Below are 19618 nucleotides of genomic sequence, written 5' to 3'. Positions count from 1 at the left end.
TTGAATGGAACGCGACATTGATCGATCTTTCACATTTGCGCGGAAAAACCGTTGCGGTTCTGGGCCTGGGCAAATCGGGGCTGGCCAGTGTGAAGGCCCTGATCAAGTCAGGTGCCACGGTTTGGGCCTGGGATGATAATGCCGATAGCCGCCATCAGCTTGATGACTTGAGTGTCACGCCGGTTAATCTGGTGGAATGCGACTGGAACCAGCCCGACATGCTGGTGATCAGCCCCGGCATTCCCTCCACATTTCCAACCCCGCACCCGGCGGCCGAAAAAGCACGCCGGGCAGGCAAACCGATTATCTGTGATGTGGAACTGCTTTGCACCACAGCGGCCCATGTCCCCATGCTGGCGATTACCGGCACCAACGGCAAATCAACCACCACCGCGTTAACCGCCCATATCATCGCCCAATCGGGTATCAAAACCCAGGTTGGCGGCAATCTGGGGTATCCGGTTTTGGGGTTTGATGCCCTTGATACCGACGATTGTTACGTACTGGAACTGTCAAGTTATCAGTTAGACCTGATTGCTGACGCTGCCTTTGATGCCAGCGCGCTTTTAAACATAACGCCTGATCATTTGGACCGTCACGGCGGCATGCCGGGCTATATCGGCGCAAAACGCAATATTTTTGCCCGCCAAAAAGGGCCGAAATGGGCGATCATTTCAATTGATGATGAACCCTGTGCGCAAATGGCAACCGAACTGGCCCGCGAAGGCGGCCATCGCATGGTTGAAATTTCGGTAAACGGCCCGGCCCCGCATGGGGTTTATGTCGATGGTCACTGGCTGGTCGATGACCTTGACGGCCATAAAAACCCGGTGCTGGACCTTGCCACCGTGTCCCACATGCCCGGCCGACATAACTGGCAAAACATTGCCTTTGCCTATGCCCTGTGCCGGGCGCGCGCCGTTGCCCCCGCCAATATCCTGGCCGGGGTTATGTCCTTTCCCGGTCTTGCCCATCGCCAGGAACAAATCGGCACAATTGATGACATTGTTTTTGTTAATGACAGCAAAGCCACCAATGCCGAAGCCACCGCAAAGGCGCTGTCTGCCTATGACAACATTTACTGGATTTTGGGCGGCAAACCCAAGGAAGGCGGCATTGACGGACTGGAACCATGGTATGGACGGATCAAAAAGGCCTTTTTGATTGGCAGTGCAACAGACGATTTTGCCGCTAAACTGGATGGCGATTTGCCCTATGAAAAATGCGGCACACTGGAAATTGCCACCGCACGCGCACTTGATTGCGCCAGGGCCGACAAAGCCGGCCACACCAACGATGAAAATGCGCCGTTAACCCCGATTATTTTGTTGTCGCCTGCCTGTGCATCCTTTGACCAGTTCAAAAGTTTTGAAGCCCGCGGCGATGCCTTTCGCACCCTGTTTGGCACCCTGTCGTCACAGTCCCCCGGTCTGGAGTCCTTATGAAATCCCTGTTTGGCGATAAAAATGGCAATACTGCCTTTTCACGCGCCGATACGTCGGTTTTAAGTGTGTGGTGGTGGACCGTGGACCGCTGGTTGCTGGCAGCAACCATATTGTTAATGGGTATCGGCGCACTTCTGGTGATGTCAGCCAGCCCGCCTGTCGCTGACCGTATTGGTGTCGATAGCTTTCACTTTGTCCGCAGGCAGTTTTTCTTTTTGGCACTGGCGGTTATTTGTGCCGGTGGCATTTCCATGCTGTCGATCAAATGGGTGCGCAGGCTCGCCTCGATCATGTTTTTAGGCGTGGTCGCCATGCTGATTGTAACGCCCTTTGTTGGCGCGGAAATCAAGGGCGCTGTCCGCTGGATCAATTTTGGCGGCGTCACCATCCAGCCATCGGAATTTTTAAAACCGGCCTTTGCCGTTGTTGCTGCCTGGATGTTTTCCGAAGGGCGCTTAAACCCCAATTTCCCGGGCTATATCGTTAGCTGCATGTTGCTGGCAACCTGCATCATTTTGCTGATGATCCAGCCCGATTTCGGGCAAACAGTGGTGATTACAGCGATCTGGTCAGCACAAATTTTTCTGGCCGGCCTGCCTATCGTGCTGGTTTTCGGCCTGGGGATGAGCGTGGTTGGCCTGGCGGCTTCGGCCTATCTGATTTTGCCGCACGTGCAATCACGCGTGGACCGTTTTCTTGACCCGGCAACGGGCGACAATTATCAGATCCAGCGGTCGATGGAAGCCTTCATGAATGGCGGCATCATGGGCCAGGGGCCGGGCGAAGGCACAGTTAAAAACTATCTGCCCGATGCCCATTCCGACTTTATTTTTGCCGTCGCAGGCGAGGAATTCGGCCTGTTATTTTGCCTGCTGGTGGTGGGTATTTTCACCTTCATCATCATGCGGGGCCTGTCGCGCATGATGGGCGAACGCAACATGTTTGTCGTTCTCGCGGTAACCGGGCTTCTGGTTCAGTTTGGTTTACAGGCCATGATCAACATGGCATCGACCCTGCAACTTGTCCCGCCCAAAGGCATGACCTTGCCGTTTGTGTCCTATGGCGGGTCGTCAACAGTTGCCATTGCCATCAGCATGGGCTTTATTTTGGCCCTGACGCGAAAAAGAAGCACCAACTAGGCCGTTTTTCGCCTGCGTTTGAAAGGATATTAACCTTTCTCGGTTTCTCTTGAAGCATCCGGCCTTTAGGTCCATCCGAGTTTCGCGCAGGTTACATGTCCACCATGACGACAGACGATTTCACCATTGCCGACACCCCGCTTGACGGGCAGTGCATTGCCCTGACATCAGGCGGAACCGGCGGGCATATGTTTCCTGCGGTTTCGCTGGCGCGCGCCTTGGTCAGGCGTGGGGCGAAGGTGGTATTTTTCACCGATGCCCGGGCCGCCCGCTATACTGAAAATGTCGAAGGTGTAACCACCATTTTGCTCCCTGCCGGGGGTATTGCCGGCAAGGGACTCCGGGGACGGTTAACCGGCATGTTCCGCCTTGCCCTTGGCACATGGCAGGCCCGGCGCCACCTTAAAAAAATTCGCCCTGCTGCTGTTATCGGATTTGGCGGTTATGCCTCTATCCCGGCGACTGTGGCGGCAAAGGCCTTGCATATTCCCCTTGCCATTCACGAACAAAATGCCGTTTTGGGCCGGGCCAACCGGGTTGTGGCCGGGGCGGCAGCACGCATCGCCACATCATTTCCCGAGGTCCGCCTGATTGACGATGCCGACAAACCCCGCGTCGTCTGGACGGGCAACCCCGTCCGTCAGGAAATTGCTGCCCTTGCCACCGCCCCTTATCAGGCCCCGGCTGATGACGGTGCGGTAAATGTTTTAATAACCGGTGGCAGCCAGGGCGCACGCATCCTGTCTGACATTCTGCCCGAAGCCATCATTCGCCTGCCAGATGCGCTTAAATCGCGCCTGCACATTACCCAGCAAGCCCGCGCCGAAGACCTGGAAAAAGCCGCCAAAACCTATGAAGGTTCGGGCATTGATGTCACGCTAAAGCCGTTTTTTGACGATATTCCGCAACGATTGCGCGATGCACATCTGGTGATTGCGCGTTCTGGCGCATCGACGGTAGCGGAATTAACGGTTGCCGGGCGGCCATCCCTGCTGGTGCCCCTGCCCCACGCAATTGACGACCATCAGCGCTATAATGCCGAACAGGTCGAACAGGCGGGCGGCGCATGGATGTTATCGCAGGAACGCTTTACCGTCGAAATCGTTAGTGAAAGACTGGCGAAACTTTTAACCGGCCCCGCCGCCCTTGCCCTTGCTGCCGAAGGCGCACGCAGTGCCGCACGGACCAATGCCGCCGAACGGCTGGCCGACATGGTGCTGGACCTGCTGGGGCTGAACCCGGCGGGAACACCGGTCGATCTGAAACAAAAAACACCACACGTCCAAGGAGACCTCGCATGAAAACCCTGCCGCTTGGCATCGGAAACATCCATTTTGTCGGGATCGGCGGGATCGGCATGTCTGGCATCGCCGAGATTTTGCACAATCTGGGCTATCAGGTGCAGGGTTCCGACATGGCGGACAACGCCAATGTCCAACGTCTGCGCAATCTGGGCATTACCGTGTTTATCGGCCACGATGCCGAAAATGTTGCCGATGCCAAGGTTGTGGTCATTTCAACGGCGGTAAAGCCCGATAACCCCGAAGTGGTTGCCGCGCGCGCCAACATGATCCCTGTTGTGCGCCGGTCAGAAATGCTGGCCGAACTGATGCGCCTTAAGGCTGCCATCGCCGTCGGCGGTACGCATGGTAAAACCACCACAACATCGCTGGTCGCCACCATGCTGGATGCCGCCGGGCTGGACCCGACAGTTATCAATGGTGGTATCATCAATTCCTATGGCACCAATGCCCGCCTGGGGGATGGCGACTGGATGGTGGTGGAGGCCGACGAGTCTGATGGTACCTTTGTCAAGGTCCCCTCGACCATTGCCGTTGTCACAAATATTGACCCCGAACATCTGGATCACTGGAAAAGTTTCGATCAGCTGCGCGAGGCGTTCAAAAACTTTGTTCAGAACATTCCGTTTTACGGCTTTGCCGTTTTATGCATCGACCATCCCGAAGTCCAGGCCCTGATTGGCCGGGTAACCGACCGCCGCATTTTTACCTTTGGTTTTTCACCGCAAGCCGATGTGCGCGCCACCAATGTACGCACCGAAATTGGCCAAAGCACCTTTGACGTTGTCATTCGTGAACGCGTTGATAGTGCGGAACGCATCATTCACAATGTGCGTTTGCCAATGGTGGGCGATCATAACATTTCCAATTCGCTGGCCGCCATCACCGTGGCGCTGGAACTGGGCATTGACGACGACAAAATCGTATCGGCCTTTGACGGCTTTACCGGGGTCAAGCGCCGCTTTACCAAAACCGGCGAAGTCGATGGTGTTACGATTATCGATGATTACGGCCATCACCCGGTGGAAATTCGCGCTGTTTTGAAAGCGGCACGTTCGGCTACCCAAAACAATGTGATTGCAGTCGTACAACCGCACCGTTATTCGCGCCTCCATGACCTGTTCGAGGAATTTTGTACCTGCTTTAACGATGCCGACACCGTAATTGTCGCCGATGTGTATACAGCAGGCGAAAGCCCGATTGAGGGGGCCAACCGCGATGCCCTGGTCGAAGGATTGCGCAACCGGGGCCATCGCAAGGTACTGGCCCTAAGCAGCCCAGATGAACTGGCAAATGTCGTAACGGGTATCGCCCAAAAAGGCGACCTTGTGGTGTGCCTTGGCGCTGGTTCCATCAGTACCTGGGCCAATGCCCTGCCCGCCGGGATGGAGGCCCTTAAATCGTCATGACTTCTGTACACCACACCCCGATCATTGATCATTTGCCCAAAGTACGTGGCAAGCTGCGCGAAGGCGCATCGCTGGCGAAAGTCACCTGGTTTCAGGTTGGCGGCCCGGCCGATGTGATGTTTCGCCCTGCCGATGCCGATGATCTGGCCCTTTTTTTGCGCGACAAGCCAAATGAAATTCCCGTTACCGTTATTGGTGTCGGGTCAAATTTGCTGGTGCGTGACGGGGGTTTGCGCGGGGTTGTGGTGCGACTGGGGCGTCCCTTTACCGATGTTACGGTTCACGGCGACGAAATCCATGCCGGTGCCGGTGCGCTTGATGGCAATGTTGCGACAGTTGCACAGGAAGCAGGGCTGGGCGGGCTTGAATTTCTATCGGGCATTCCCGGCACCATTGGCGGTGCCCTGCGGATGAATGCCGGGGCCTATGGCAGCGACATGCATGATGTGTTGATCCGGGCCGAGGCGATTGACAGCCATGGCGAAATCCATGATCTGGCCGTCAACGAAATGGGCCTGACATACCGGCATTGTAACATTCCCGATGACTGGATTTTTACCAAGGCCGTTTTGCGTGCCAGCGCCGGGGACAAAGCCGAAATTGCCCGGCGCATGACTGAAATCAGCGAAGCCCGCAATGCAAGCCAGCCGGTACGCGCCAAAACCGGCGGCTCCACCTTTGCCAACCCCACACCCAAGCGGGCATGGGAAGTTATTGATGCGGCAGGATGCCGGGGATTAACCATTGGCGGCGCACAAATTTCACCGCAGCATTGCAATTTCATGATCAATCTGGGCGACGCCAGTGCGCAGGATCTGGAAAACCTGGGTGACGAAGTGCGACGGCGTGTGCGGGCACATTCGGGCATTGATTTGCAGTGGGAAATTCGCCGGATTGGCGAACGTTTGGGACAATCGATTGTGGGAAAAGACGCATGAGCAAGCATGTCGCGATGATTTATGGCGGGTGGTCAGCCGAACGCGATGTTTCGCTGTCCACCGGGCGCGAGGTTTCCAAGGCATTGCGCGAAAAGGGCTATGCCGTTTCAGAAATTGACGCCACCCGCGATCTCGCCCGACAAATCACCAGCCTGTCGCCCAAACCCGACGTTATTTTTAATGCCCTGCATGGGCGCTGGGGCGAAGACGGCGCGGTTCAGGGATTGCTGGAAATTTTAAACATTCCCTATACGCATTCCGGCGTGCGTGCATCGGCCATTGCGATGGATAAAATGAGCGCGAAGGCCCTGTTTCGTGAAAACGGCCTGCCCTGTGCCAAACATATTTATGTTAGCCGCGACGACATTAAAAACGGCATCGCCCTGCCGCCCCCCTATGTTCTAAAGCCCAATAACGAAGGGTCGTCGGTCGGGGTGGAAATCATCCTGAATGCCGAAGAAGAAGAAAACATGCTGGCGCGTGACTGGGTGCATGGCGACGGTGTGATGCAGGAAGAATATGTTGCCGGGCGCGAAATGACCGTGGCCGTCAAAGACGGCGAAGCCATGGAAGTGATTGAAATTTTAACCGGCAACCACGCCTTTTATGATTACCAGTCCAAATATGCCAATGGCGGATCACAGCATATTATTCCCGCCGATGTCCCCTCAGCCTTGCGCACGCGGGTTCGCGATTGCGCCGAACAGGCCTATCGTGCCCTGGGCTGCCGTGGTGTCGCCCGCGCCGATTTTCGCTATGACCCGGAACATGACCGGCTGGCAATTCTGGAAATTAACACCCAGCCGGGCCTGACCCCGACGTCGCTGGTGCCCGATGCGGCCCGACACGAAGGCATGAGCTTTGCCGATATTGTTGCGTGGATGGTTGAGGACGCCACATGCGAACGATAACAATCGCCGATCAGGCGCGCGAACGCCGCGAAAAGGTTCAACGCGAATATGGCTGGAGCGCCATTTTCCGCAAGGTTGGCCGTGTTTGCCGCTGGATCAGTGCCACCGCCCTGATCGTGGGCGGCCCGATTGCCCTGTGGCAAAGTGGCAAAACCGAGCAATGGCTGGCAACCGCCCAGAGCGAAGCCATTGATGCATCTGCCCGCTTTGGCATGGTCGTCAATACCATCGACGTTGCCGGGCGCCACCGCACCGACCCCAACGCGCTTTTGGCCGCCATCGGACAAAAACCGGGATCGCCGATTATTACTTTTGATGCCGACGCAGCGCGCGAACGGATTGAACAACTATCGTGGGTCCGTACGGCAACGGTTGAACGGCGCCTGCCCGATACCATCATCATCCATGTTGAAGAACGCCAGCCCCTTGCCCTGTGGCAGCATGGCGATAACCACATCCTGATTGATGCCGATGGTGTGCAGTTGCAGGATTACGAACTGGGGAATTTTCTGAACCTGCCGGTTCTGGTGGGCGAAGACGCGCCCGAACATGCCGCTGAAATGATCAAAACCCTTAAAACCATCCCGCGCCTGTTTGAACAGGTGACAGGGGCGCAGCGCATTGGCCATCGCCGCTGGAATGTGCAACTGGCAAACGGCATGTTCATCCGCTTGCCCGAACATGACATGGGCAAAGCCTGGGCGCGGTTAGACCAGCTTGACCAGGCACACAAACTTCTGACAAGTGACGTTCTGGTGGTGGATTTACGCCTTGCCGATCGCACCTTTGTCCGTCTGACACCGGGTGCCGCCGAACTGCGCCGCAACCCACCCAAGGAAAAGAAAGGGTCGGTCTGACCCTTTCAACCTGCCCCCGATCAACTTGCTGCTTCATCGCTGAATTTTACGCCCTGCCCCGGTTTCAAACATGATCAAAAATCCTGTCACAACACCCGTTACGCTTGCTATTCTGCGCGGTGCCATCGACCTTGAACAAACGGAACAAGGCACGGTTATTCCACACAGGTTACCAGCGTGGGCCCGCGCGCAATGCAACGACCCACAATTGGCAATGGCAGAATCGCAACCTGCCGGGGTACGGCTGGTTTTTCAAACAACAGCAACCACCATTAAACTTGAAGCCATTCCAACAACACGGGTCTATGCCGGGCTGCCGCCACGCCCCGAAGGCATTTACGACCTGCTTGTCGATGGCGAACGGGTGGCACAGGCAACCATTGATGCCGGCCATGTCATTCACATCGACATGGCAAAAGGCACGGTAACGACCGAAAAAGGTGTTGCCGGGGCCGCCTGTTTTAATGGCCTGCCAGACCGGATGAAAAACATTGAAATCTGGCTACCACATAACGAAACCACCGAACTTGTTGCCCTGCACAGCAATGCCCCGATCAAATCGCCAGCACCACTGGACACAGTAAACCCGGATGATAAAAACCCGCCTGTCTGGCTGCATTACGGAAGTTCAATCAGCCAGGGATCAAATGCCACACATCCGACCGGAACCTGGCCTGCCGTTGCCGCCCTCAGCAGCGGTGTCGAACTGATAAATATGGGGTTTGGCGGCGGGGCGTTGCTTGACCCGTTCGTTGCCCGAACAATCCGCGATACCAAAGCCGATATGATCAGCCTTAAAATCGGCATTAATCTTGTGAACAGCGATGTCATGCGCCTTCGGGCTTTCACATCGGCAATTCATGGTTTTATCGATACCATTCGCGATGGTCATCCCTCTACGCCGCTTCTTGTCATCTCGCCAATTTATTGCCCGATCCATGAAGAAACACCCGGCCCCGGCAATTTTGATTTTGCGGCTCTGGCAACCGGAACCTTGAAATTTCTTGCAACTGGCACCCCGGCAGAAACAGCAGGCGGCAAACTTACATTGCAGGTTATCCGTAACGAACTGGCCCAAATTGTTGCCCGGCGATCCGCAGCAGACACACATCTGCATTATCTCGATGGTCAGGAACTATATGGTTCAACCGACCACGCAAAAATGCCGCTACCCGATGAACTTCACCCGGATGCTGCAACACAACAACAAATTGGCGAACGATTTGCCACCCACGTATTTGGCAAGCACGGCATGTTCAGGGGCTTTTAATCCCCGGGGGAAAATCTATTCAAATCAATCCACGCGCACACTTGCATCGCGATGTGTCTCAGGCGTGCGCCACACCGGCTCTGGCTGGCCCAGACTGTGAATTTCGTCAATCGGGCGGCCTTCGATGACGTCAATCAGATGACGGGCCAGTTCCTGCCCGGCCAGAATAAGGTCTTCGCGCAGGCTGTCGATCCGCGGGCGGGTGAAATTCAGTAAATCCGATGTTTCCTTGGCAATCACGTCAATGTCCTTACCCACCGTCAGGCCCGACTGGGTAATCCCGTCAATCAATGCCAGCGCGCAAATTTCACTGCCGCAAATAATGCCGTCGGGCACGTAATCCTGATGGCGCAATGCCATCCCGGCCTGACGCAAAACTTCACTGCCGGAATCAAGATCCACGCCGGGTAAAACCTCAAACGGGACATTTGCCTGTTCGGCCACGGCGGCAAGCCCGGCCAGGCTTTCGCGGTAATAGGTAAATTCCGATGGCGGCGATAACATCGCCAGCCGCTTGCGCCCGCGTGATAACAACCGTTGTGCGGCCAGGGTACAAAAGGCACGATTGTCAAAGTCGTGATAGGCATGTTGCCGAGCATCGGCACAACGGCCATGGGTGACAAAGGGCAAGCCACTGTTGATCAACGCCGTTACACGGGCATCATCGGGTTTGATATGCGTAATAATCACCCCGTCCGCCGCCCTGGTATCAAGGATATAGCGGATCGGCGTCATCGGGTCATCATTGCGGGCCTGCGGGGTTACCACCAGATGATACGGCGTTTCACGAATCACATCGGAAATGCCCACAATTAACCGGCGGGCAAATTCGGGGATTTTATCTGTCTGATCCAGAACAAGGCTGATGACATTGGTTTTTCCGGTGCGCAAACGCACCCCGGCACGGTCCGGGCGATAGCCAATGGCATCGGCAACCTGACGCACACGCTGTTTGGTTTTTGCACTGATATCGTGGGCATCTTTTAGCGCCCGCGACACCGTTGTCACGCCCAAACCCGTCATTTCTGCGATGGTTTTTAATGTCGGTCGCGTGCGCGAACCAAAGCTGGCATCGACGCGACCGGCCCTGTCATGATCGGACAGCGTCCGTTCCTCCTTGAATAACAATGCAACACCATTGTCTCCGGCAAAGCTATTGCCATGCGAAGCGCGCCTAACGCAAGCGTTCCCCGCTTTGAGCATCAAAAAACACAACTTTATCAAGGTTAAACACCAGGTCGTGATTTTGCCCGGCCTGCCCGGTCCAGTCCTGATGCAGGCGTGTTACCACTTCCTTGCCCCCAAGGGCTGTAATCGCATAAATATCGGCCCCGGCGGGTTCAATCACATCGATCCGGCATTTGGCCGTTACTGTACGCTGCGATGTGGCACGGGTCGCCGCCCCACCCTGGGCATCGGTAATGGCTTCGGGCCGAATGCCCATAATCACCTGCGCGCCCTTCATTTGCGCAACACTTGCCGGAAGCTGATCAAAATCCAGCACCAGCGGATCATCGCCGTCACGTGTGACGCGCACCCGCGCCCCGTCAATTTCCACCGGCACAAGGTTCATCGCCGGTGATCCCATAAAATCGGCTACGAACAGATTGGACGGATCATTATAAATTTCGGCAGGCGTCCCGTATTGCTGAACAATCCCGCCCTTAAGCACGGCAATTTTGGTGCCCAGTGTCATAGCCTCGATCTGGTCGTGGGTGACATAGACAATGGTGGTGCCAAAGGTTTGATGCATCCGTTTGATTTCGGTTCGCATATCAACCCGCAATTTGGCATCCAGGTTTGAAAGCGGTTCATCAAACAAAAACAGTTTGGGGTTGCGCACCAATGCCCGCCCCATCGCCACACGCTGGCGCTGCCCGCCCGAAAGCTGACCGGGCCTGCGGTTCAGCAACGCCTCGATTTGCAGGGTTTTGGCAACTTCTTGCACTTTGGCGTCGCGTTCAGCCTTGGGCATACCGCGCATTTCAAGGCCAAAGGCAATGTTCTGCCCGACATTCATATTGGGATAAAGCGCATAGCTTTGAAACACCATCGCAATATTGCGCTCGGCGGGCGGCAGATCGTCGATCACGTCGCCATCAATGCGAATTTGCCCGGTGGTCAGGCTTTCCAGCCCGGCAATGGTATTTAACAATGTCGATTTGCCACAGCCCGACGGGCCGACCAGCACCAGAAAACCGCCTTCTTCCACATCCAGGGCAATGTTTTTTAAAACATCGACCGGGCCGAAACTTTTGCAAACGTTATCAATTTCCAGAAATGCCATTCTGTGTAGACCTTTATTAATGTCAGGCAATGCTGCCAATGATGTCGTTTCGGGATTAACCCTTAACCGCGCCCGCCATTAGCCCGCGGACAAAATATCGCCCGGAAACGATATAAACGATCAGGGTTGGCAAGGCGGCAAGGATGGCCCCGGCAAAATGCACATTATATTCCTTCACCCCGGTTGATGATGAGACCAGATTGTTCAGCGCCACCGTCATCGGCATTGAATCAAAATCGGCAAAGGACGCCCCAAACAGAAAATCATTCCAGATATTGGTAAACTGCCAAATCACCGTCACCACAATGATTGGCCCGGAACTGGGCAACAAAATTCGGGTAAAGGTACGGACAAACCCCGCACCGTCCATTTTGGCGGCCTTGATCAGCTCATCCGGGAAAGCGGCATAATAATTGCGGAAAAACAGGGTGGTAAAGCCAAGCCCATACACCACATGCACCAGCACCAGCCCGCTTGTTGTCCCAGCCAGACCGATCATGCCCAGAATGCGCGCCATCGGAATCAGTACAATCTGAAACGGAATAAAGCAGGCAAACAGCATCAACCCGAAAATAATTTTATCGCCGGGAAACCGCCATTTGGTCAGCACATAACCATTTAGCGCGCCCAATGTGGTGGAAATGGCAACCGCAGGCACCACCATAAACAGGGAATTCAGAAAGAAGGGCCGCAACCCGGTGGGTTCAACGCCGATCTGTGATGTCGACCATGCCTTTAACCACGGCTCAATTGTAAAATGTTCGGGCAGCGACATCATGTTGCCGCCGCGAATTTCATCCAGCGTCTTAAGCGAATTGACCAGCATCACAAACAGGGGCAGCAAATAATAAACCGCAAACAGGATCAACACGGCATAAAGGGCCGCACGCATCAGCTTGCCTGCGCCAATCGCCGATTTTTGGCTTGCATAAGATGACATCAGCGACGCTCCCGCAATTCGGAATAAAGATAAGGCACAATAATTGCGGCAATCATTGCCAGCATGATCACCGCTGACGATGCCCCAACCGCCATCTGGTTACGGGTAAAGGTGTAGGAATACATAAATGTTGCCGGAAGCTCGGTCGCACGGCCCGGCCCGCCATTGGTCAGGGCCACCACCAGGTCATAAGCCTTGATTGCCAGATGGGCCAATACCACAAAGGCCGATAAAAACACCGGGCGCAATTGCGGGATGATAATGCGGGTATAAAGGCTCCATTTACTGGCACCATCCATTTGTGCTGCCTTCAATATCTCGCCATCAATGCCGCGCAACCCCGCCAGAAACATTGCCATCACAAACCCCGATGACTGCCAGACAGCCGCAATCACCACGGTATAGATCGCCATGTTGCGATCCTTGATCCAGTTAAAGGTGAAACTTTGCCAGCCCCACAAATGCATGGTGTTTTCAAGGCCCAGCCCCGGGTCAAGAAACCATTTCCATGCCGTACCGGTTACAATGAACGACAGCGCCATCGGATAAAGATAGATCGGACGCAAAATGCCCTCGCCGCGAATTTTCTGGTCCAGAAATATCGCCAGGATCAGGCCCAGAATGCAGCAAATTGCAATATAAAGAATGCCGAAAATCGCCAGGTTTTGCAGCGCTGTCATCCAGTTGCGCTGCCCCCATAAATTGGCGTAGTTGGCCAACCCGACCAGATCAAATGACGGTAACATCCGGCTATCCGTAAAGGACAGATAACCGGTAAACAGGATAAATCCGTAAACAAAAATCAGGATCAAAAACAGACTGGGACTTAAGACCAGCCGAGGCAAAATTTCGCGCAGGATGGACTGCGCCCTGCCAGGCACGGTTTGGGACATGACGATGCTCCGCACTTCATTATCCTGATGGCCGGGCACCCCCGGCCATCAGAATTGTTATTGGTTTTTACTGCGCAGATTCAACAGCATTGACCAGTTCTTCGGCCGCTGTTTTCGAGTCATATTCACCGTTAAAATGCGCTGTAATCACGTCATACATCGCATTTTTAACCGCACTTGGCACCGCATGGCCATGCGCCATCGATCCAAACAGCGTGCCTTTTTCGTTGGCTTCAGCCAGTTCTTTCATGCCTTTTTTACCGCAGGCATCAAAGGCTTCGGGTGAAACATCCGTCCGTGCCGGAACCGACCCCTTAACCACGTTAAAGGCCGACTGGAAGGTAGGGGACATAACTGCTGCAGCCAGTTTTTCCTGCGCATCGCGGCGGTCTTCGCCAACCTTGAACATCACAAACTGGTCAGAGTTAAAGGTAACCGTGCCCTGGGTACCGGGGAAACGGAAACACATGAAATCCTGATCAGGAACTTTGCCTGCATTCAGAAACTCGCCCTTGGCCCAGTCGCCCATAAACTGCACACCGGCTTCCTTGTTGATCACCATCGCGGTTGCCAGGTTCCAGTCCCGGCCCGAGAAATTGTCATCAACATAACCGCGAAGCTGGGTCATGCGGTCAAACACCTTGACCATGGTATCGGAATTAAGGGCATCGGGGTCCGTGTCGATCATGGCCTTTTTATAAAATTCCGGCCCACCGGTCGACATCAGGACAGCTTCAAACATGGTGGCATCCTGCCATGCCTGCCCGCCATGCGCGATGGCGGTGTAGCCAGCCCCTTTGATTTTATCAAGATCGGCAATCAGTTCGTCCCAGCTTGTGGGCTGTTTTAAATCCAGTTCGTCAAAAATCGCCTTGTTGGCCCAAACCCAGTTGGTGGAATGCACATTCACCGGCACAGCGATCCAGTGACCGTCATATTTGGAAAATTCTTTCAGCGCATCGGGAACGACTTTATCCCAGCCTTCCTTGCCAGCCAGATCGTCAAGGTTGGCCAAAACCCCTTCCTTGGCCCAGTCCTTGATGTCGAAGCCAAGCATCTGGACTGCAGTAGGCGGGTTTCCCGATGTCACACGGGCACGCAAAACGGTCATGGCCTGTTCGCCACCCCCGCCGGCAACCGGCATGTCATTCCAGGTAACACCCTGACCTTCCAGGTCCTTTTTCAAAACCTGAAGCGCCTTGGCCTCCCCGCCTGCGGTCCACCAGTGCAGAACCTCGACGCTTTCTTCGGCGCTGGCAATCGCAGTGGACATCGCCAGAGCCGCAATAACGCCTAATCCGGCACGGGCAAACTTGCCTACAAACATTTGGTTTCCTCCCTGTTGATTTTAATTAGCGACCAATTACTGCAACGTTACAGTTGAGAGTCAAGCGCCACCTGTAACGTTGCAGTACAGCAATTGGAAATTTGGCCAAATCTGTAGTTGCACAAGGCAGCTTGCTGCATCGCAAAAAAGACATTAAACCAACAGTTGGGACATTAAATGTGAAAGACTCCACCCTGCCTTAACCAATTTGCAACTGCTTTTGACCGAAAACCGGGATAAGGGGTGTTTGACTTTGCGGGCGACGACCACCCCAAACATCAAAAAGTAAACTCAGAGCAAACAATTGGCACGCAGCAAAACGAGGTCAGGGCTGATAGCGGCCCTGGATATCGGCACATCTAAGGTCTGCTGTTTTATTGCGCGACCCGACAGGTCCGGCCAGCCGAAAATCATCGGCATCGGCCATAACATGTCGAAGGGACTGCAAAGCGGATCGATCGCAAATCTGGACGCGGCACAGGAAGTGGTGCTCGCGGCGGTGAATGCTGCCGAAAAAATGGCGGGACAAACCATTGAAACCGTCATCGTCAATCTTTCCGGCGGACGTCCCGAATCCGAAACCCACACCATTGAACTGCCTTTGGGCTCCCGCCCGATCGGTAATCTGGAAATTCGCAAGTTAAACGACCAGAAAGACGCCCTGTTGCGACAGGCTGGCGACGAGTTGATCCATACCGTGCCGTTGGGCTTTCGGGTTGATCAGTCCGTCGGGCTTGGTGATCCGCGCGGCATGTATGGTTCTGTCGTCGGGCTGGATTTGCATTTTGTGCGCACCCAAATTGCCGCCTTGCGAAACCTCGAAACATTGCTGGCACGCTGCCACCTTGAAATCGAGGAAACAGTAGTAACACCGCTGGCATCGGGTCTGTCGGCCCTAACGCCAGACCAGCGCGAACTGGGTGCCACCGTCATTGACATGGGGGCGGGCACCACCAGCGTTGCGGTTTTCCACGGTGGCCAGGTCATTTATACTGCCAGCTTCCCGGTGGGTGGCGCGCATGTCACCCGCGACATTGCCTATGGCCTTAATACATCGCTATCCCATGCTGAACGGTTAAAAACCTTGCATGGCAGCGCATTGACATCCCCGTCCGACGATCAGGAAATTCTGGCTGTCCCCGTGATTGGTGATGAAGACGATGCAAATGTAAACCATGTGCCGCGCTCCATGCTGATCAATATTATCAAGCCACGCCTGGAAGAAACATTCGAGCTGATCCGTGACCAGCTTGAGGAAAATGGTCTTTCGCAAATTGGCGGACGGTCGATTATGTTAACGGGCGGTGCCAGCCAGCTTAACGCCATTGCCGACCTTGCCGGACAAATGTTTGAACGCCCCGCCACCATCGCCACCCCGCACGGGGTAACGGGCATGGCACAAGCAACATCCGGCCCGGCATTTTCGGCCTGTGCCGGCCTGTTACTGCGCGCAGTCGAACAACAAAACGACCCGCTCAGCGAAGCCATGAACCATATCCGCCAAAGCGGCGGCCGGTTTGGCCGGTTAGGTGCGTGGCTTAAGGAAAATTTCTAGGCTGCATTTTCTACTGAAACAGGCCGGGCATCCCGTGTTAAATATTTTCCTGCCCGGCTTTGAAAAAAAAACGAAAATTTTTCGCCGGTTAACGATGTCATTAACACCGCACTAACTCTTTCGCCTGTAAAAGATCAGCACGGGTCTAATTTCGGCAAAGGGAAGGCCGTTTTTGGATTCAGACTCCTAAGCGCGGAGAAGGAAGAGCAAACATGCCAACAATTAATTTTTCCGTACCTGAAGCGGAAGAAAACCTGAAACCAAAAATTACCGTTATCGGCGTCGGTGGCGCCGGTGGCAACGCGGTCAATAATATGATCGCATCCGAACTTGAAGGCTGCGACTTTGTTGTTGCCAACACCGATTCACAGGCATTAAGCCAAAGCAAATCGGTTCGTAAATTGCAGCTCGGCCGACAAATCACCCAGGGCCTTGGCGCTGGTGCACGACCTGATGCCGGCAGTGCTGCTGCGGAAGAATCGATCGATGAAATCATGGCGCAGCTTGAGGGCAGCCACATGGTCTTTATCACCGCCGGGATGGGTGGTGGTACCGGTACCGGTGCAGCCCCTGTTATTGCGCGAGCAGCCAAGGAATCAGGTATCCTGACCGTTGGTGTCGTTACCAAACCGTTCCATTTTGAAGGAACGCGCCGGATGCGCACCGCCGAACAGGGCATTGAACAGCTTCAGCAATATGTTGATACGCTGATCATTATCCCGAACCAGAACCTGTTCCGGGTCGCCAACGAAAAAACCACCTTCGCAGATGCCTTCCAGATGGCCGATGATGTGCTGCGCAACGGTGTGCGTTCCATTACCGACCTTATGATGGTTCCGGGCCTTGTGAACCTTGACTTTGCCGACATTCGCACCGTCATGAGCGAAATGGGCAAGGCCATGATGGGCACCGGCGAAGCATCGGGCGAAAAACGCGCACTGGAGGCTGCTGAGGCCGCCATTGCCAACCCGCTGCTTGAAGATGCATCGATGAAGGGTGCCCGTGCGGTGCTGATCAACATCACCGGCGGTATGGATATGGCGCTGTATGAAGTTGACGAAGCCGCCAACCGCATCCGTGAAGAAGTCGATCCCGAAGCCAACATCATTTTCGGTTCGACCTTTGATCCGTCCATCGAGGGTGGCTTGCGTGTTTCTGTGGTGGCAACCGGCATTGATGCCGAAGAAGTCCGCCGCCCGAAGCCAACCACCATTCCGCTCACCCCGGCCCGTGGTGACAAACCTGCTGCTGCCAAACCGAATGCCGGTTTTGGCCATCAGGCACCGCAACAGGCCCCGGCTGAACATGCCCCGGCCGCCGCTGCATTTAGTGGTCAGGACGAATATGCTGGCGGGTCTTCGGTTGAAGACATGCCTGCTGAACGTTTTGCCGCAACCGGCAATGCGCAACAGCCTGGCCTGTCCAACCCGGCCACCGATAACGGCCAGCAGACCGGTTCCATCGAACTGGGCCAGACCGTTTTGAAACCGAACCCGGCCCTGCGCCAGGCCCCGCGTGCCCAACAGCCGCAGCCCAGCGTACCGCGCCAGCACGTTGCAGATGACAATGGCGATATGCCGTTCATTCCGCCGCGCGCCGCCCGCCCGACCGACAATGCCCCGGCCCGTGGCGAGCCCGATGTTTACGACGCCGCTGACAACAACCACGGCACCCGTCCGCGGTTTGGCGGTATTCGCAACCTGTTTGGCAAAGGACAGCACCAGGCCGATGGCGATACCGCCCCGCGCCAGCAAAACGCTGCCCCGCACCAGCAGGCACCAGCACCCCGCCAGACAGAATTGTCGTTGGGTGATGATGCACGACCACAATTGAAAGCCGATCCAGCTTCCCGGGTTAAAACGTCTTCGACGTCTGATGACCTTCTGGAAATTCCGGCTTTCTTGCGCCGTCAGGCCAACTGACGGTTTATTCTCCGCGCGAAAAGGGGGAAGGTTTTGGCCTTCCCCCTTTTTTAGTGGCATCCGCAAAAATACGTAATTTTTTACATTTTTTCGGAACAAAACACATTGTTACCGCAATGTTAATTTTTCAGATAAGTCATTGATTTTAAAATATAAATCGAACGTTACAAAGCGTAACAAAGCGTGATTTGCCGCATTGCGGCACACCGGTTAGTTTGTGACCCTAGCAAACGGGCCGACACGCAGTCCGATAAATCATCATCGTGATACAACCTGATTTTTCTGGGGGTTCCCCGTGAATAACATCGCCGATATCAGCACCGCATTGAATGACCAGCGCGCCACGGCTTCGTCCGTTGTTTCGCAGCGCAGTCTTAAATCCTCTATTGGCTGTGCAGGCGTTGGTTTGCATTCGGGCCAGAAAATTCAGATTACGTTGCACCCTGCCCCGGTTGATCATGGTGTGGTGTTTCGGCGGGTTGATCTGCCGGGCAAACCGCAATTTGCCGCCCTGTATGATGAAGTTATCGATACCCGCCTGTGCACCTGCCTTGGTGACCTGGAAGCCGGGATCAAGATTGGCACGATTGAACATCTGATGGCCGCCCTTGCCGGTCAACGGATTGACAATATTCTGATTGATATTGATGCCGACGAAGTCCCGGTCATGGATGGCAGTTCAGCGCCGTTTACCTTCCTTATCGATTGCGTTGGTATTGAAGAACAAAATGCGCCGCGCATGGTGGTGGAAGTTTTGAAAACGGTTGAAGTCGAACATAATGGCTGCCGTGCCAAAGTTGAACCTGCGGATGGTTTCGAGATTGATTTTGAAATCGATTTCGCCAGCAAGGCAATTGCCAACCAGCGCCTGTCTGTCGCCTTTGATGATGGTGTGTTTGTCAATTCCATCGCCCGCGCCCGTACCTTTGGCTTCCTCCATGAAGTCGAAGCCATGCGCAGCGCCGGTCTGGCCCTTGGTGGTTCACTGGAAAATGCTGTGGTGCTGTCAGGTGATTCGGTGATGAACGAAGAAGGCCTTCGTTACGAAAACGAATTTGTCCGCCACAAAATCCTTGATGCCCTTGGCGATCTTTATGCCGCCGGGCACCAGTTACAGGGCAAGGTTACCGCTTACAAGTCGGGCCATATGGTTAATAACATGTTGTTAAAGGCCCTGTTCGCCGATTCGGCCGCCTGGCGTCTGGTGCCGATGCGCACAGCGTCGCTTAGTGCCAGCGAACCGGTACGTGTTTCTGCCTGAAAACCATGATGCAGGCATTTTGCAGGCAGTCGCCTTTGGTGACTTGCCTGCTTTTTTTTGCCCGTTTAACCACCCGTGAATGGCCCGTTGCCCCCGGCATTTTTCAGAAAAGCATGGAAAATGCCATTTTCATTGATGGAAGCTCTTGCCCATAGGCGGTATT

Annotated in this window: 16 protein-coding genes; 11 read left to right on the top strand and 5 right to left on the bottom strand. The window is 54.9% G+C overall.

The annotated features are described in order from the left end of the window. The first annotated feature begins 17 nt into the window (after window positions 1-17). The 8 genes from murD (at window position 18) to J4E05_RS14640 (ending at window position 9270) form a co-directional block, all read left to right on the top strand. Entirely contained in the window at window positions 18-1445 is a 1428-nt protein-coding gene (murD, locus tag J4E05_RS14675; protein ID WP_349596879.1) for a UDP-N-acetylmuramoyl-L-alanine--D-glutamate ligase, read from the top strand. After that, window positions 1442-2584, top strand: a complete 1143-nt coding sequence (gene ftsW, locus J4E05_RS14670) for a putative lipid II flippase FtsW (RefSeq protein ID WP_085587869.1) — start codon at window positions 1442-1444, stop codon at window positions 2582-2584. The genes murD and ftsW overlap by 4 nt, the downstream gene beginning before the upstream one ends. 104 nt (window positions 2585-2688) lie before the next feature. Further along, window positions 2689-3885, top strand: coding sequence for an undecaprenyldiphospho-muramoylpentapeptide beta-N-acetylglucosaminyltransferase (gene murG / locus J4E05_RS14665; RefSeq protein ID WP_349596876.1), 1197 nt, complete (start codon window positions 2689-2691; stop codon window positions 3883-3885). Beyond that, the gene (gene murC / locus J4E05_RS14660; protein ID WP_085587873.1) at window positions 3882-5294 is read left to right on the top strand and encodes a UDP-N-acetylmuramate--L-alanine ligase; all 1413 of its coding nucleotides are present in this window, start codon (window positions 3882-3884) and stop codon (window positions 5292-5294) included. Before murG ends, murC begins: the two co-directional genes overlap by 4 nt. Next, window positions 5291-6232, top strand: a complete 942-nt coding sequence (murB, locus tag J4E05_RS14655) for a UDP-N-acetylmuramate dehydrogenase (protein WP_349596873.1) — start codon at window positions 5291-5293, stop codon at window positions 6230-6232. The genes murC and murB overlap by 4 nt, the downstream gene beginning before the upstream one ends. Then, on the top strand, window positions 6229-7143 hold the full coding sequence (locus J4E05_RS14650; RefSeq protein ID WP_349596870.1) for a D-alanine--D-alanine ligase: 915 nt from the start codon (window positions 6229-6231) through the stop codon (window positions 7141-7143). Before murB ends, J4E05_RS14650 begins: the two co-directional genes overlap by 4 nt. Continuing rightward, entirely contained in the window at window positions 7131-8000 is an 870-nt protein-coding gene (locus J4E05_RS14645) for a cell division protein FtsQ/DivIB (protein WP_085587879.1), read from the top strand. Before J4E05_RS14650 ends, J4E05_RS14645 begins: the two co-directional genes overlap by 13 nt. A 70-nt stretch (window positions 8001-8070) precedes the next feature. Then, complete coding sequence (locus J4E05_RS14640) at window positions 8071-9270, top strand: SGNH/GDSL hydrolase family protein (RefSeq protein ID WP_349596866.1); 1200 nt, start codon at window positions 8071-8073, stop codon at window positions 9268-9270. Between the two features lie 24 nt (window positions 9271-9294). Here the strand turns inward: J4E05_RS14640 and J4E05_RS14635 are convergent, their stop codons facing one another. The 5 genes from J4E05_RS14635 to J4E05_RS14615 form a co-directional block, all read right to left on the bottom strand. Next, entirely contained in the window at window positions 9295-10398 is a 1104-nt protein-coding gene (locus tag J4E05_RS14635; RefSeq protein WP_349596864.1) for a LacI family transcriptional regulator, read from the bottom strand. 46 nt (window positions 10399-10444) lie between these two features. After that, a complete protein-coding gene (locus J4E05_RS14630; protein ID WP_349596861.1) occupies window positions 10445-11557 on the bottom strand; it encodes an ABC transporter ATP-binding protein in 1113 nt (370 codons plus the stop codon). Between the two features lie 55 nt (window positions 11558-11612). Then, window positions 11613-12497, bottom strand: coding sequence for a carbohydrate ABC transporter permease (locus tag J4E05_RS14625; RefSeq protein WP_085587888.1), 885 nt, complete (start codon window positions 12495-12497; stop codon window positions 11613-11615). Next, complete coding sequence (locus J4E05_RS14620) at window positions 12497-13390, bottom strand: carbohydrate ABC transporter permease (protein ID WP_085587890.1); 894 nt, start codon at window positions 13388-13390, stop codon at window positions 12497-12499. The genes J4E05_RS14625 and J4E05_RS14620 overlap by 1 nt, the downstream gene beginning before the upstream one ends. A 67-nt stretch (window positions 13391-13457) precedes the next feature. Continuing rightward, window positions 13458-14717, bottom strand: coding sequence for an ABC transporter substrate-binding protein (locus J4E05_RS14615; protein WP_085587892.1), 1260 nt, complete (start codon window positions 14715-14717; stop codon window positions 13458-13460). 304 nt (window positions 14718-15021) lie between these two features. Here J4E05_RS14615 and ftsA point away from each other — a divergent pair, with 304 nt between their 5' ends. From ftsA to lpxC, 3 genes are all read left to right on the top strand, one after another. Then, window positions 15022-16272 carry a cell division protein FtsA gene (gene ftsA, locus J4E05_RS14610; RefSeq protein ID WP_085587894.1) on the top strand — a complete coding sequence of 417 codons (1251 nt, stop codon included), beginning with the start codon at window positions 15022-15024 and terminating at the stop codon, window positions 16270-16272. Window positions 16273-16484: 212 nt separating this feature from the next. After that, window positions 16485-18194 carry a cell division protein FtsZ gene (gene ftsZ, locus J4E05_RS14605; RefSeq protein WP_085587896.1) on the top strand — a complete coding sequence of 570 codons (1710 nt, stop codon included), beginning with the start codon at window positions 16485-16487 and terminating at the stop codon, window positions 18192-18194. A gap of 295 nt (window positions 18195-18489) precedes the next feature. Then, on the top strand, window positions 18490-19455 hold the full coding sequence (gene lpxC, locus J4E05_RS14600; protein WP_349596857.1) for a UDP-3-O-acyl-N-acetylglucosamine deacetylase: 966 nt from the start codon (window positions 18490-18492) through the stop codon (window positions 19453-19455). The last annotated feature ends 163 nt before the right edge of the window (window positions 19456-19618 follow it).

It is taken from the genome of Thalassospira sp. NFXS8, from assembly GCF_040148805.1.
Taxonomy (GTDB): Bacteria; Pseudomonadota; Alphaproteobacteria; order Rhodospirillales; family Thalassospiraceae; genus Thalassospira.
This window is presented reverse-complemented; position numbering and strand designations above follow the sequence as displayed.